Here is a 13574-nt window from a genome sequence, read left to right as displayed (position 1 = left end):
AGCGTTTAAGTATGAGCACCTGGCACACCCTCCCCCGCGCAGCCTTCGACCTTGAAACCACCGGCCGGAACTCCCGCGCGGCACGGATCGTGACGGCTTCCGTGACCGTGGTGGACGCCGACGGCTCGGTCATCAAGGAGCACGAGTGGCTGGCAGATCCCGGGGTGGAGATTCCCACTGAGGCCAGCGACGTTCACGGCGTCACCACCGAGCAGGCCCGGCGCGAGGGCCGGCCCGCCGCAGAGGTGACCAGGGAGCTGGCGGCCGTGCTGCAGGAACTGTTCGACACCGGGGTGCCGGTCATTGCCTTCAACGCCAGCTACGACTTCACCGTGCTCGCCGCCGAGTCGGCCCGGTACGGGGTGCCTCAGCTGAGCCGCTTCCCGGTGCTGGACCCGTACATCATGAACAAGCAGGTGGACCGGTACCGCAAGGGCAAGCGCACCCTCACGGCGCTGTGCGAGGAGTACGGCGTCGGGCTGGACAACGCGCACACTTCCGCGGCGGACGCCCTGGCGACGCTGCGGGTGCTCGATGCCATGGCAGGAAAGTTCCCCAAACTGCGGATGCCGGCCAGCCACCTGCACCAGCTGCAGGTGGAGTGGGCTTCTGCCCAGGCGGCGGATTTCCAGAGCTATCTGCGCAAGACCAAGCCCGCGGTTGTGATCGAAGGCGACTGGCCGGTGCTGCCTCCCGAGGACGCCAGCCGGGGCGACTTCTAGTCCCGAAAGGGGCCAGCCGGCAGGGAACCGGCAAGCGACTGGGACAGAGATCACAGCGGCAGTTGCCCCCGCCCGCAACGCATGGCACCCTCCGGGATTTGGCGGCCGGAAGAACACCCCTTTATTGCCCGTGCCACTTGACCGATGGCCGGAATTATCTTCATCCGTTGGCCCTTTGTGACGAACTAAATACGGAAGTGGATGCCCCTTGGCCCCGCTGACATAATTTAGTTCAGAACTGGGCGTGTGATATTTCGCGCCCGAAATCCAACCGCCAAGGGATAAATGATCACAGTTACCGACCTTCGTAAGGTCTACCGGCAGGGCAAGAAGGAAGTGGTGGCCCTCGACGGCGTCACCCTCTCCGTGCCGAAGGGCTCGATCCACGGCATCATCGGACACTCCGGTGCCGGCAAGTCGACGCTGGTGCGCTGCCTGACCCTGCTGGACCGCCCCACTTCCGGGTCCGTCAACATCGACGGCACCGAACTGAGTTCCGTGCGGGACTCGGAAATCCGTGCTGCGCGGCGGCGCATCGGTATGGTTTTCCAGCACGCGAACCTGATGGACTCCCGGACCGCGGCCGGCAACGTGGCCCACCCCCTGGAGCTCGTCAAGACCCCGAAGGAGAAGATCCGCACCCGGGTGGCCGAACTCCTGAAGCTTGTGGGGCTCGAAGGCTTCGAGAATGCCTACCCGTCCCAGCTCTCCGGCGGCCAGCGCCAGCGCGTCGGGATCGCACGTGCCCTCGCCTCGGACCCCGAGGTCTTGCTCTGCGATGAACCCACCTCGGCCCTGGACCCTGCCACGACGGAGGAAATCCTGGACCTGATCCAGGACCTGACCCGGCGGCTCCAGCTGACCGTGCTGATCATCACCCACGAGATGAACGTCGTGAAGCGGGTCTGTGACTCCGTTTCGCTGCTCTCCCGTGGCCGCATCATCGAACACGGCGCCCTGCAGGACGTGGCGGGCGAACTCGACAGCAAGCTGGCCCGCGCCCTCCTTCCGCTGCCGCCGTCGGAACCCCTGCACGGCGCGCTGCAGAGGGGTCCGGTCCTGGAGATCCTGTTCTCCGGCGAAAGCGCCAAGGAACCCGTCCTGACCGGCGTCGCCCGGCACTTCGATATGGACCTCAACGTCCTCGCCGGCAGCGTCGAAACGCTCGGCGGCCAGCAGTTCGGGCATCTCCGGGTGCAGCTCGCCGAAGACGCCGATTTCGACGCCGTCCTCCGCTACCTGCATGGCCGGGGCATCAGCGCCAAGCGCGTCGCCGCCGATGCAGCTCCGACGGAAGAAGGAGCCAACTAATGAACGATATTTTCAGCAACCCCGTCCTGGCCCGGGCCCTCCCCGAGGCGATCGTGGAGACCCTGCAGATGGTCGGCATCTCCGCCTTCTTCACCGTGCTCATCGGCCTGCCGCTGGGCGTCTTCCTGCACGTCACTGCACCCGGCGGGCTCCGCCCGATGCCGGTCACGAACCGGATCCTCAGCGACGTGATCGTCAACATCACCCGGTCCATCCCGTTCGCCATCCTCATGGTGGCGCTCATTCCGCTGGCCCGCGCCCTCACCGGGACGAGCCTCGGCCCGATCGCCGCGTCGGTGTCCCTATCCATCGGCACCATCCCGTTCTTCGCCCGGCTGGTCGAAGCCTGCCTGCGCGATGTGCACCACGGCAAGATCGACGCGGCCCAGGTGATGGGCTCCACAAACATGCAGATCATCAGCAAGGTGATGCTGCGCGAATCCCTGCCAGCCCTCGTTGCGGCCGCCACCACCACCGTGGTGACCCTCGTGGGCTACTCCGCGATGGCCGGCCTGGTCGGCGGCGGCGGCCTCGGCAAGCTGGCTTACAACTACGGCTTCCAGCGCTTCGACGTCACGGTCATGATCGTCACCATCGTCCTGATCGTCGTCCTCGTCCAGGTCATCCAACTCGTGGGCGAGCGGATCTCCCGCGGCCTCGACCACCGCTGACCGACAGATAACCCACCCCAGCCTTGCAGCGGGTAGCCGCCCTCTGCACCTGCGCGGACCACGGCATCGCCGTCGAATTTTCCGCCTCTTTTGAAAGGAACGCATCCGATGCGTAAGTCACTCACCCTCCTGGCCACCGGCATTGTCACTGCCCTGGCGCTGACGGCTTGCGGTGGTTCGTCCACCCCCAGCGCCCAGGTCACGACGCTGGATCCGGCCAAGCCCGCCACCCTCACGGTCGGCGCCAGCCCGGTCCCGCACGCCAAGATCCTCGAATTCATCAACCAGGAGCTCGCCCCCAAGGCCGGCCTCAAGCTGGATATCAAGGAGATCGAGGATTACCAGACGCCGAACACCGCCCTGAGCGACGGCTCCCTGGACGCCAACTTCTACCAGCACCTGCCCTGGTTCGAGGACCAGGTCAAGACCAAGGGCTACAAGTTCGGCCACGGCGCGGGCGTGCACATCGAGCCGTACGCCGCGTTCTCGGAAAAGGTCAAGAACATCAAGGACATCAAGGACGGGGCCAAGGTCGCCATCACGAACGACCCGTCCAACCAGGTCCGCGCCCTCAAGGTCCTCCAGGTCGCCGGCCTGCTCAAGGACATCAAGGATGACACTTCGGTGCTGACGCTCAGCGACGAGCAGAACCCCAAGAAGCTGAAGTTCTCTGAGAACCAGCCGGAACTGCTAATCAATGACCTCAAGGACCCCTCGGTGGACCTGGCCCTGATCAACGGCAACTTCATCCTCAAGGCCGGGCTGAGCACCAAGAACGCCCTCGCCGTCGAGTCCGTGGACAACAACCCTTACGCCAACTTCCTGGCCTGGCGTGAAGATTCCAAGGACGACGTGCGGATCAAAAAGCTCGAAGAGCTGCTGCACTCCCCCGAGGTCAAGGCCTTCATCGAGAAGGAATGGCCCAACGGAGACGTGACCCCGGCTTTCTAGGCCCGGACTCCGCATTAAACACTTTCGGCACCCGCCACGGCGGGTGCCGAAAGTGTTTAAGAACGACGCCGGCGGTCCCGGCCGCCTGCTCGCCGCCCGGTGTCCTCTAGGCGCGCGTGCCTTAGGCTCGCGCCGCCGCGGCAGCCTTCGCGGCGGCCGGCAGGGCGTCGAAGATCCGGTTCATCGCGGCGTCGTCGTGCGCGGCGGAGAGGAACCAGGCCTCGAACACCGACGGCGGCAGGTAGACCCCGGAGTCCAGCATCGAGTGGAAGAACGGCGCGTAGCGGAAGACCTCCTGGCCCTGCGCGTCGTCGTAGTTGTGGACGCCGCGGGCCGAGGTGCCGAAGGCCACGGAGAACAGGTTCCCGGCGCGCTGGATGGAGTGGTCCACGCCGGCAGCGTCCAGGGCCGAGGACAGCGCGCCGGAGAGCTCCAGCGAGCGGGCGTCGACGAACGAGTACACCTCGGGCGTTGCGTTGGTGAGGGTGGCGACGCCGGCGGCCATCGCCACCGGGTTCCCGGAGAGGGTGCCGGCCTGGTAGACCGGGCCTACCGGGGCGAGGTAGTCCATGACCTCGGCGCGGCCGCCGAGGGCCGCGGTCGGCATGCCGCCGCCGATCACCTTGCCGAAGGTCAGCAGGTCCGGGCTCCACGGCTCGGCGGCGCCGGCCGCCCCGCCGGTGAGGCCCCAGTAGCCGGAGTAGCCGGTGCGGAAGCCGGTGAGGACCTCATCGAGGATCAGCAGGGCGCCGTGTTCGCGGGTGATCCGGGCCAGCCCTGCGTTGAAGCCCTCGCCCGGGGTGACAACACCCATGTTGGCCGGCGCGGCCTCGGTGATGACGGCGGCGATGCTGTCGCCGTGCTTGGCGAAGGCGGCTTCGACGGCGTCGAGGTCGTTGTAGGGCAGTACGAGGGTTTCGGCGGCGGTCGCGGCGGTGACGCCGGCGGAGCCGGGCAGCGCGAGCGTAGCCAGGCCGGAGCCGGCGGCGGCAAGCAGGCCGTCAAGGTGGCCGTGGTAGCAGCCGGCGAACTTGATCACCAGGTTGCGACCGGTGTAGCCGCGGGCCAGCCGGATGGCGGTCATGGTCGCCTCGGTGCCGGTGGAAACCATCCGGACCCGCTCGGCAGCCGGAACGCGCTCCTGGACGATCGCGGCGAGGTTGGCCTCGTCCGGGGTCGAGGCGCCGAACGACAGTCCGCGGTCGACGGCGGCGTGGACCGCGGCGAGGACCTCCGGGTGGGCGTGGCCCAGCAGCGCCGGGCCCCAGGAGCAGACCAGGTCGACGTACTCGGCGCCGTCGGCGTCGGTCAGGTACGGGCCCTTGGCGGAGACCATGAAGCGGGGCGTGCCGCCCACCGAGCCGAAGGCCCGGACCGGCGAGTTGACGCCGCCCGGCATCAGGCGGCGGGCGCGGTCGAAGAGTTCCTCATTGCGAGGGTGGGTGGAAGTCATGGTTCCTATTCTTTCAGTTCTGCCGGGTATCCGGCGTCGCACCGGCCAGCAAGGCAGCCACCCGCGGCGCCACCTCGGTGCCAAACAGTTCGATGGAGCGCATCATGGCCGCATGCGGGAGGGTGCCGTTGCTGTACTTGAGGTCAAAGCGGTCCACCCCGAGGCTGCGCTTGAGCAGGGCGATCTTTGCCGCCACCGTGTCCGGTGAACCGACGTAGAGCGCGCCCTCGGGGGCGCACAGGTAGTCGAATTCGGCGCGGTTCCCCGGTCCCCAGCCGCGTTCGGCGCCGATCTGGTTGCGCTGGGCCAGCCAGTGCGGGAAGAACTCCTCGCGGGCTTCCTCATCCGTGGCGGCGACGTGGCCGGGCGAATGCGTGGCGAGCTGCTGCATCGGGTGACCGTATTTGGCCATGGCCTCGCGGTAGAGTCCGGCCAGCGGGGCGAAGGATCCGGGTGTGCCGCCGATGATGGCGAAGATGATCGGGTAGCCGTATTCGGCGCAGCGCAGCACGGACTCGGGAGTGCCGCCGACGCCGATCCAGGCCGGCAGCAGGTGGTGCTCGAGCGGCGGGTAGACGCTGAGCCCGTTGATGGGCCGGCGGGTACGGCCCTCCCACTTGACCGGTTTCTGCGCGCGGACCTTGTCGAATAGCTCGAGCTTTTCCTCGAACAGGACCTCGTAGTCGGCCAGGTCCAGGCCGAACAGCGGGAAGGACTCCACGAAGGAGCCTCGGCCCAGCATCACCTCGGCCCGGCCATTGGAGATCGCGTCGACGGTGGCGAACCGCTGGAAAACCCGGATCGGGTCATCCGAGCTGAGCACGGTGACAGCAGAGCCGAGGCGGATCTTCTTGGTCCTCGCCGCGGCAGCGGCGAGAAAGACCTCCGGAGCGGACACGGCGAAGTCGCGCCGATGGTGCTCCCCCACTCCGAAGGCGTGCAACCCCACCTCGTCCGCGAGTTCGGCCTGTTCCAGCAACTGCCGCAGGACCTGGGCATGCGGGACAGGATGCCCGTCGGGGAACACGCCGACGTCGCCGAAGGTGTTCAGGCCGAGCAGGATGGTGTCCTGACCGACCGGCGCGGTCGGGTTGGCTCCCGAGGCCGGGTCCGGCACCTCCTCGGCGCTCACCGGGTTTCCTTCAGCCAGCCGGCGAGCTCGCTCGCCCAGTAGGTAAGGACCATGTTGGCGCCGGCCCGCTTGATTCCCAGCACGGACTCGGTGATGGCTGCGCGGCGGTCGATCCAGCCGTTCGCGGCGGCGGCCTCGATCATCGAGTACTCGCCGGAGATCTGGTAGGCGGCCACCGGCACCGGGCTCATCGCGGCGACGTCGGCCAGGATGTCGAGGTAGCTCATGGCGGGCTTCACCATCACCATGTCGGCGCCTTCTTCGAGGTCCAGTTCGACTTCGAGGATCGCTTCGCGGCGGTTCGCGGCGTCCATCTGGTAGGTGCGCCGGTCCCCGGTGAGCTGGGAGTCGACAGCCTCGCGGAAGGGGCCGTAGAAGGCGGAGGCGTACTTCGCGGCGTAGGCCACGACGGCCGTGTTGGCGTGCCCGGCGGCTTCCAGCGCCTGCCGGATCACGGCGATCTGGCCGTCCATCATGCCCGAGGGGCCCAGCACGTGCGCGCCGGCTTCGGCCTGGGCGACGGCCATCTGCCCGTAGATCTCCAGGGTCGCGTCGTTGTCGACGTAGCCGTGCGCGTCCAGCACGCCGCAGTGGCCGTGGTCGGTGAACTCATCGAGGCAAACGTCGCTCATGATGACGAGGTCGTCGCCGACCTCGGCCTTCACGTCGCGGATGGCCTCGTTCAGCACGCCCTCGGGGTCCAGCGAGGCGGTGCCCCGCGCGTCCCGTACGGCCGGGATGCCGAAGAGCATGATGCCGCCCACGCCCAGCTGCACGGCCTCGGCGGCGGCGCGCTTGAGCGACTCGGTGGTGTGCTGCTGCACGCCGGGCATCGAGGCGATCGGGTTCGGTTCGGTCAGTCCCTCCCGGATGAACGCCGGAAGGATGAGTTCGGCCGCGGAGAGGCGGTGCTCTGCCGTCAGCCGGCGCATCGCGGGGGTGGTGCGGAGCCGGCGGGGGCGGTGCGTGGGGAAGCTCATGATTGGTCCTTCACAGTCTGCTCGGGGTCGGGATGGGGTGTGGGGTGCGCCGGATCCAGGGCACGGATGACAGCGGCGACGAGTCCGGAGGCGGTGGGTTCCTCGGCGACGGCGGCCACCGGCAGCCCGAGGGCCAGGGCCTCTGCCGCCGTCGAGCGTCCGATCGCGACGAGCCGGCACTCACCCAGCGGCGGCAGCCCGGTGTGGACGCGGCGGGCTGCGCTCGGTGACGCCGCGACGACGGCGTGCAGGGTGCCCGCGTCGATCGCGGCTTTGGCGTCCTCCAAGGTCAGGACCGGGGCGGGGTGGCCCTGGAGATCAGTGGCGGGGGCCAGGCTGCGGCGCGGGTCGGCGGGATAATCGACCGTCCGGTAGGCGGTGACGGTCTGGACCGAGGCGCCGCGCGCCTCCAGCCCCCGGCGGAGCCGCGGGTCGGCGATGTCGGCCTGCGGCAGCAGCACGGTGCCTTGGCCGCGCGGCCAAACTTCCAGCAGTCCCGCGCCGGACTGCTGCCCGCCGGGCGCCAGGTCCACGGCGATGTTCAGGTCCTCAAGTACGCGGCGGGTGGCCGGGCCGACGGCGGCAACCTGCAGGCTGCCTGGCAGCCAGGCGCTGAGGGCTGCGCCGCGTTCGGCGGCCTTGGCTTCGAGGACCTGGACCGTGGTCACGCTGCTGACCACCAGCCAGGCGTAGGCTCCGGCGCCAAGGGCGTCGAAGGCCACGTCCAGCGAGTGCTGGTCCGAGGCCAGCTCGAAGTCGATGAGCGGCAGCAGCAGCGGCTCGGCGCCGGTCTCCCGGAGCGCGGACACCAAGGCACCAGCCCGGTCCGGATTGCGGGTGACCAGGACCCGGGCGCCCTCGAGCACCCTGGGCCCGGCGTCCCCGTCCGGCCGGGGGCTGGCACTGCGGCGTCCCATCAGGAGAGGATCCGTCCGGCTCAGGAAGCGGCCAGATCGGCGATGTCGGCAGCACCTGCTGCCAGCAACGCTTCGGCCAGTTCGATTCCCAGCAGGGTGGCGCCAACCTCGGTCAGCCCGTCGGTGGCCTTCTTGTCCCGGACCGTGGCGGTGCCGTCCACGGCGCAGACCACGGCTTCGAGGTGCAGCATGCTGCCCTTCCGGTAGGCGTAGGCGCCCAACGGAGCGGCGCAGCCGGCTTCGAGCCGGGCCAGGAGGGCCCGTTCGGCGGTGACGGCGAGGCGGGTGTCCGGGTCATCCAGGGCCGCGAGGGCCTGTGCGAGCACGCCCTGCGAGCCCTCGGTGGACCCTGCCTTGCGCGGTGCGTCCGCGGTGCGGCATTCGATCGCGAGCGAACCTTGGCCGGCGGCCGGGAGCATCACGTCGGTGTCCAGGTACTCGCTCACGGCGTCCAGCCGGCCGATCCGGTGCAGCCCGGCGGCGGCGAGCACGACGGCGTCAAGGTCGCAGGATTTGCCCTCGACGTACGTCTCGGTGCTGTTGCCCGGCAGTCCGGGCACCCGGCCGAGCCGGGTGTCCACGTTGCCGCGGATATCGCGGATCTCCAGGTCGGGCCGGGCTGCCCGCAGTTGGGCGGCGCGGCGTGGCGAACCGGTTCCCACGGTGGCGCCGGCGGGCAGCTCGGAGAGCTTGAGCCCGTCCCGGGCGCAGAGCACGTCGCGGACGTCGACGCGCTTCGGCGTCGCGGCCAGGCTCAGGCCGAGGGCGGCGCCGGTGGGCAGGTCCTTGAGCGAATGGACCGCGACGTCGCACGCATCCCGCAGCAGGGCGTCGCGCAGCGCCGCCACGAACACCCCGGTGCCGCCCATCTGGGACAGCGGGCCGGTCAGGACGTCGCCGTCGGTGCGGATGTGGACGAGTTCCACCGGGAACCCGCCGACGGCAGCCAGCTGGTCCGCGGTCTGCTGGGTCTGGGTGAGGGCGAGCTTGCTGGCCCGGGTGCCGATCCGAACTGTCACTGCGGTGCCTGGCCTGCCGCCGTGGTGGCCGCGGCTGCGGGAGCCCCGGCCGGGTAGGGGTCGTGCCCCGTCCCGACGGTGGTGTCCGCGCCGGCGATGGTGGGCTTTTCGCCACGGAAGTTGGCGCAGCAGCCCGGCCGGCACACGTCGTACCAGGGGCCGAGCTTGGTCAGATGCGGCCGGTCGGCAATGTTGTTCGCCGCGGTCCGCTCGCTGATCAGGTCCACGATCCCGGCGACGAATTTGCGGTGCGTCCCGGGCGTGGGAACGCGGGTGGCTGCGAGGCCGAGTTCGCCACAGGTTTCCAGGGCCTCGGTGTCGAGGTCCCAGACGACCTCCATGTGGTCGCTGACGAAGCCCAGCGGCACAATCACGACGCCCTTGATGCCCTGGCCTGCGAGCTCCTCGATGGCGTCGTTGATGTCGGGTTCGAGCCACGGAACGTGCGGGGCGCCGGAACGGGACTGGTAGACGAGGGACCACGGTGCGGTGAGGCCGGACTCGGCTTCGACCCTGCGGATGACCTCGGCGCCGGTGGCCAGGTGCTGGGCCACGTAGGCGGAGTCCTGTTCGAACTGGCGCGGCTCACCCTCGGAGCGGCCGGCGGCCTCGGCGTCGCGCGTCGGAATCGAGTGCGTCGCGAAGAGGATGTGGACCGGGGCGTCCGGAGTGCCGGCTGCGGCCAGCTGGGCGCGGACGTCGGCCAGGCCGGCGGCGGTCCCTTCGACGAAGGGCTCCACGAAGCCCGGGTGGTCAAAGTACTGGCGAACCTTGTCCACCTCGAGCTTGCCGTCCAACCCGGTCTCGGTCAGTGCCATGCCGATGTCCTCGCGGTACTGGCGGCAGCTGGAGTAGCAGGAGTAGGCGCTGGTGGTGATCATCAGGACCTTGCGGTGCCCGGCGTCGTAGATCTCCTGGAGGGTCTGCGGGATGTAGGGGTCCCAGTTGCGGTTGCCCCAAAAGATCGGCAGGTTGATCCCGCGGGTGGCGAACTCGGCCTCCATGGCGGCCTTGAGCTGGCGGTTTTGTTCGTTGATCGGGCTGATGCCGCCGTTGGCACGGTAGTGGTGCGAGACCTCTTCGAGCCGTTCGTCCGGGATGCCGCGGCCGCGGGTGACGTTGCGCAGGAAGGGGATGACGTCTTCCTGGCCTTCGGGCCCGCCGAAGGAGGCGAGCAGCACGGCGTCGTATTCCTTGGGAGCCATCCGGCCGGCCTCGGTGACGGGGTTCACGGCAGTGGTGTCCTGGGGGTCGAGCGGGCTCATGCGAGGACCTCGGCAATCTCGACGGCGCTGACGCGGCGGCCGGTGTAGAACGGGACTTCTTCGCGGACGTGGTGCCGGGCCTCGGTGGCGCGCAGGTGGCGCATCAGGTCCACGAGGTCAACCAGCTCCGGGGCCTCGAGGCCCAGGATCCACTCCCAGTCGCCGAGGGCGAAGGAGGACACGGTGTTGGAGATGACCTGCGGGAAGTCGCGGCCCAGCAGGCCGTGGTGGCGGAGCATCGCGCCGCGCTCGGCGTCCGGGAGCAGGTACCACTCGTAGGAGCGCACGAACGGGTAGACGCAGAGCCATTCGGCCGGCTCCACGCCGCGGGAGAAGGCAGGGGTGTGGTTCTTGGCGAACTCGGCCTCACGGTGCACGCCCATCGCGGACCACGCGATTTCGGTCCCGGTGAACAGCTTGCTGCGGCGGATGTCGCGCACGGCACGCTGCAGGGCTTCGGCCTTGGGCCCGTGCAGCCAGACCATGATGTCCGCGTCCGCGCGCATCGCCGACACGTCGTAGCTGCCGCGGTGGACGACGCCGTCCTCCGCCAGCCGCCCGATAAGTGCATCGAAGTCCTCGGCCGCGTCGCCGCTGCGCAGGACATCGGCGGAGCGCTTGAAAACCGTCCAGAGCGTGAAGAACTGCTCGGTCGATTCCTCGGCTGCTGTTCCGGTTTTAGTGACAGATTCGGCAGAAGTGTGGCTCATGGATACCAGTCTGCCCCCTCCCCCGAGCTAAGTCGAAATAGAGCACTTCTACAACGCGTAGAAGTGCTCAATTTCACAACGAAGGGATTTATTGCGGCGCTTAGACCCGGCGCATTCGCAGGACCACGGCGCCCGCTCCCAGTGAGACGGCGACGAGGCAGATCCCCCAGCCGACCAGGGCCGAGGGCCCCGATGGCTCGACGGAGGAGGCGGCCTGCATCTTGTCGCCGGACCGGGGGGTGGCGGTGGGAGACGCTTCCTTGGCGGCGGACATCGTGGTGGCGGACCTCGGCGTCCCGCTCGGGCTGGCCGTCGGTTTGCCGGCCGTGGCGCCGGCGGTGGAGCCGGAGGCTGCAGCCGGGGTGTCAGCGGCTGGCGGCTGGACCGGGGCCGGGGCTTGCTGGGTTCCGGTGGGCTGGCCGGTGACCGGCTGCGGGGCCGCTGGCACCGGCTGCGGCAGGGATGTTCCCGGTGCCGTGGTCCCGGGCGTGGCGGGCTCGGAGGCCTGCCGGGAAGCCCGCTGCTCCGGAGTCTCGGTCGGATCCGGTTCGGCCGATGTCGGCGGGGCCGTGCTTTCGGTGGGCTCCGGGCTGGCGGATCCGGATGTCGGCGACGGCGTCGCATCCGGGGAGTCCACCAGGCCGCCGATCAAGTCGTCGATGCCGACGGAGATCGAGGCTGACGGCCCGTCCGGGCTTGGTGTCGGAGTGGCAGCCTGCGTGGCAGGAACCCCTGCTGTGAGAGCCAGTACCGCTCCGAGCGCCACCACTGCGGTGCCGCGTCGGAGTCCCCCATGGTGACCGGCCGGCGTTTCTGGAACTTCGGACCTGTGCATAACCATGGTCAACGAGCCTAGCCGGAGAACAGGGGCGTGGAAAATTTGCCCAAACGCCTACTTTCCGGCTACCGGGGACCTGCCAGGACCGCTTTCACGGCTCCACGGCGGGGCTCAGGGCAGCAGGTCCGCCACCTGTTTGGGAGTGTCGGCGACGATCGCGGCGAGGCCGTTGCCGGACAGCCAGCCCCCGACGACGGCGAGGCCGCCCTCCGCCGCGCACAGCTGCCGGACCTGCTCGACCCGCTTCTTGTGGCCGAGTGCCGCGAACGGCAGCGCACCGGACCAGCGGACCACGTCCCAGCCGACCACGTCGTCCTGCGACAGCGGGACGGCCAGCAGCGTGGCGGCATCCTGCAGCGCGGCGTCGAACAACTCCTGGTCGCTCCGGGGCTCGGGGGCCGCGGCGCCGCTTGGGGTCCTGGCGCCGTTTGGGGTCCCCGTGCCCTCCGGCGCGCCCGCCCCGCGCCCGTAGGAGAGGCGCAGGACGTGACGGCCGGGGGCGGTGCGTTCAGCCAGCCACGACCATTTGGCGGTGGCGTGGGTGAGCGCCTTGGCGCGGACGCCGGGGCTCTGCGGGGCCACGAGCACGCCGGTGCCGCGCGTGGCGGCATCGAGGGCAGGACTGTCCAGGACCAGGGTCACGAGTCGCACGTCGGGTCCCGTGTCCGGGCGAAGGGCCGAGAGCGCGGGCACCGCGCCGGCGAGCAGTTCCACGGCCGCCGGGCCCTCCACCGCGACAACCAGGCGTTCCGCGTCGAAGCGGGCCTGCCCCGCGGTGACCTGCCAGCCGCCCGGGACAGCCTGCACCGCGTCGGCGCGCGTGCCGCTGAGCAGGGTTACGCCCAGCCCGCGCAGATCAGCCAGGAGGGCTGCGACCAGCGTGTGCATCCCGCCGCGGAGGCCCGCGACGGCGGAGCCCGCCTTCTGCAAGTCCGGCTGCCGGGCGACACTGCCGCGGCGTTGCGCGGCAACGGCGGCGGCAAGTGAGCCGTGCGCGCGGATTCCGGCGCGCAATCCGGGGGCCACCATGTCAACGTCAAGCAGGGCGGGGTCCGCCGAGTGCACGCCGCCGACCACCGGCGCTACCATCCGTTCGAGCACGAGGCGGCCCATCCGGACACGGACCAGGGCGGCGACGCTGGTGACCTCCGAGGCGGTCCCCACGCTGGCCGGCAGCAGGGCGTCCAGGGAGGCGCGGACGGAACCCAGGAGGCCAAGGGAGCGCCGGACTTCCGGGTCCCAGGGGCTGGCGGGAATGCCGAGGACACCGGTCCTGGGCAGTTCCCGGGGCCCGTCGGGTAGCTGGACCCAGGCGCCGCCGGGGTTGGGCGGGACGATCTGCGCGCCGAGGCCTAGTTCCTCGGCGAGGCCGGCCACCGCGGCGGACCGGGTGGCGAAGGATTCGGCGCCGCTGTCCAGGGTCAGGCCGGCCACCACATGGCTGCCCACGCAGCCGCCCCACTCCCCCGAGGCTTCTAGCACCGTGGTGCGGACGCCTCCCCGGGCCAGCTCCCGGGCTGAGAGCAGGCCGGAGATACCGCCGCCCACCACCACGGCCGTGGGGGCGTTGGCGCCGGGTTCGGCGTCGGAGGCGGTGTCCAAGAG

Annotated in this window: 13 protein-coding genes; 4 read left to right on the top strand and 9 right to left on the bottom strand. The window is 69.9% G+C overall.

Translation table 11 applies throughout. The annotated features are described in order from the left end of the window. Nucleotides 1–11 precede the first annotated feature (11 nt). The 4 genes from AC1DNC_RS13690 to AC1DNC_RS13675 all read left to right on the top strand — a co-directional run bounded on the left by AC1DNC_RS13690 (nucleotide 12) and on the right by AC1DNC_RS13675 (nucleotide 3655). Complete coding sequence (locus tag AC1DNC_RS13690; RefSeq protein WP_476863079.1) at nucleotides 12–722, top strand: exonuclease domain-containing protein; 711 nt, start codon at nucleotides 12–14, stop codon at nucleotides 720–722. A gap of 285 nt (nucleotides 723–1007) precedes the next feature. Further along, complete coding sequence (locus AC1DNC_RS13685) at nucleotides 1008–2033, top strand: methionine ABC transporter ATP-binding protein (protein ID WP_476863078.1); 1026 nt, start codon at nucleotides 1008–1010, stop codon at nucleotides 2031–2033. Continuing rightward, nucleotides 2033–2704: a methionine ABC transporter permease gene (locus AC1DNC_RS13680; protein ID WP_476863077.1), complete on the top strand. Its 672-nt coding sequence runs from the start codon at nucleotides 2033–2035 to the stop codon at nucleotides 2702–2704. Before AC1DNC_RS13685 ends, AC1DNC_RS13680 begins: the two co-directional genes overlap by 1 nt. A gap of 108 nt (nucleotides 2705–2812) precedes the next feature. Beyond that, nucleotides 2813–3655 (top strand): MetQ/NlpA family ABC transporter substrate-binding protein, encoded by an 843-nt coding sequence (locus tag AC1DNC_RS13675; protein WP_476863076.1) that lies wholly within the window; start codon nucleotides 2813–2815, stop codon nucleotides 3653–3655. Nucleotides 3656–3776: 121 nt separating this feature from the next. Here AC1DNC_RS13675 and hemL read toward each other — a convergent pair whose 3' ends face one another. The 9 genes from hemL to hemG all read right to left on the bottom strand — a co-directional run bounded on the left by hemL (nucleotide 3777) and on the right by hemG (nucleotide 13571). Further along, a complete protein-coding gene (gene hemL, locus AC1DNC_RS13670; protein ID WP_476863075.1) occupies nucleotides 3777–5108 on the bottom strand; it encodes a glutamate-1-semialdehyde 2,1-aminomutase in 1332 nt (443 codons plus the stop codon). A 13-nt stretch (nucleotides 5109–5121) separates the two neighbouring features. After that, nucleotides 5122–6240 (bottom strand): LLM class flavin-dependent oxidoreductase, encoded by a 1119-nt coding sequence (locus AC1DNC_RS13665; protein ID WP_476863074.1) that lies wholly within the window; start codon nucleotides 6238–6240, stop codon nucleotides 5122–5124. Continuing rightward, nucleotides 6237–7220 carry a porphobilinogen synthase gene (gene hemB / locus AC1DNC_RS13660; protein ID WP_476863073.1) on the bottom strand — a complete coding sequence of 328 codons (984 nt, stop codon included), beginning with the start codon at nucleotides 7218–7220 and terminating at the stop codon, nucleotides 6237–6239. Before hemB ends, AC1DNC_RS13665 begins: the two co-directional genes overlap by 4 nt. Next, entirely contained in the window at nucleotides 7217–8137 is a 921-nt protein-coding gene (locus tag AC1DNC_RS13655; protein WP_476863072.1) for a uroporphyrinogen-III synthase, read from the bottom strand. Before AC1DNC_RS13655 ends, hemB begins: the two co-directional genes overlap by 4 nt. Nucleotides 8138–8157: 20 nt before the next feature. Beyond that, nucleotides 8158–9156, bottom strand: coding sequence for a hydroxymethylbilane synthase (gene hemC, locus AC1DNC_RS13650; RefSeq protein ID WP_476863071.1), 999 nt, complete (start codon nucleotides 9154–9156; stop codon nucleotides 8158–8160). Continuing rightward, nucleotides 9153–10421, bottom strand: a complete 1269-nt coding sequence (locus AC1DNC_RS13645) for a ferrochelatase (protein WP_476863070.1) — start codon at nucleotides 10419–10421, stop codon at nucleotides 9153–9155. The genes hemC and AC1DNC_RS13645 overlap by 4 nt, the downstream gene beginning before the upstream one ends. Continuing rightward, nucleotides 10418–11131 (bottom strand): hydrogen peroxide-dependent heme synthase, encoded by a 714-nt coding sequence (gene hemQ, locus AC1DNC_RS13640; protein WP_476863069.1) that lies wholly within the window; start codon nucleotides 11129–11131, stop codon nucleotides 10418–10420. The genes AC1DNC_RS13645 and hemQ overlap by 4 nt, the downstream gene beginning before the upstream one ends. Before the next feature lie 100 nt (nucleotides 11132–11231). Further along, nucleotides 11232–11972, bottom strand: coding sequence for a hypothetical protein (locus AC1DNC_RS13635; protein WP_476863068.1), 741 nt, complete (start codon nucleotides 11970–11972; stop codon nucleotides 11232–11234). 108 nt (nucleotides 11973–12080) lie between these two features. Then, a complete protein-coding gene (hemG, locus tag AC1DNC_RS13630) occupies nucleotides 12081–13571 on the bottom strand; it encodes a protoporphyrinogen oxidase (RefSeq protein WP_476863067.1) in 1491 nt (496 codons plus the stop codon). Between the last annotated feature and the right edge of the window lie 3 nt (nucleotides 13572–13574).

It is taken from the genome of Arthrobacter sp. 01N442, from assembly GCF_056399345.1.
Note: the sequence above shows the minus strand (reverse complement) of the source record. Positions and strands in the feature narration are given on the sequence as shown.

Bases quoted from the DNA above. Each gene is read 5' to 3' on its own strand.
- AC1DNC_RS13645 (WP_476863070.1), bottom strand. From the start codon at position 10,421: ATGAGCCCGCTCGACCCCCAGGACACCACTGCCGTGAACCCCGTCACC.
- hemL (WP_476863075.1), bottom strand. From the start codon at position 5,108: ATGACTTCCACCCACCCTCGCAATGAGGAACTCTTCGACCGCGCCCGC.
- AC1DNC_RS13675 (WP_476863076.1), top strand. From the start codon at position 2,813: ATGCGTAAGTCACTCACCCTCCTGGCCACCGGCATTGTCACTGCCCTG.
- hemB (WP_476863073.1), bottom strand. From the start codon at position 7,220: ATGAGCTTCCCCACGCACCGCCCCCGCCGGCTCCGCACCACCCCCGCG.
- AC1DNC_RS13690 (WP_476863079.1), top strand. From the start codon at position 12: ATGAGCACCTGGCACACCCTCCCCCGCGCAGCCTTCGACCTTGAAACC.
- AC1DNC_RS13685 (WP_476863078.1), top strand. From the start codon at position 1,008: ATGATCACAGTTACCGACCTTCGTAAGGTCTACCGGCAGGGCAAGAAG.
- AC1DNC_RS13635 (WP_476863068.1), bottom strand. From the start codon at position 11,972: ATGGTTATGCACAGGTCCGAAGTTCCAGAAACGCCGGCCGGTCACCAT.
- AC1DNC_RS13680 (WP_476863077.1), top strand. From the start codon at position 2,033: ATGAACGATATTTTCAGCAACCCCGTCCTGGCCCGGGCCCTCCCCGAG.
- hemQ (WP_476863069.1), bottom strand. From the start codon at position 11,131: ATGAGCCACACTTCTGCCGAATCTGTCACTAAAACCGGAACAGCAGCC.
- AC1DNC_RS13655 (WP_476863072.1), bottom strand. From the start codon at position 8,137: ATGGGACGCCGCAGTGCCAGCCCCCGGCCGGACGGGGACGCCGGGCCC.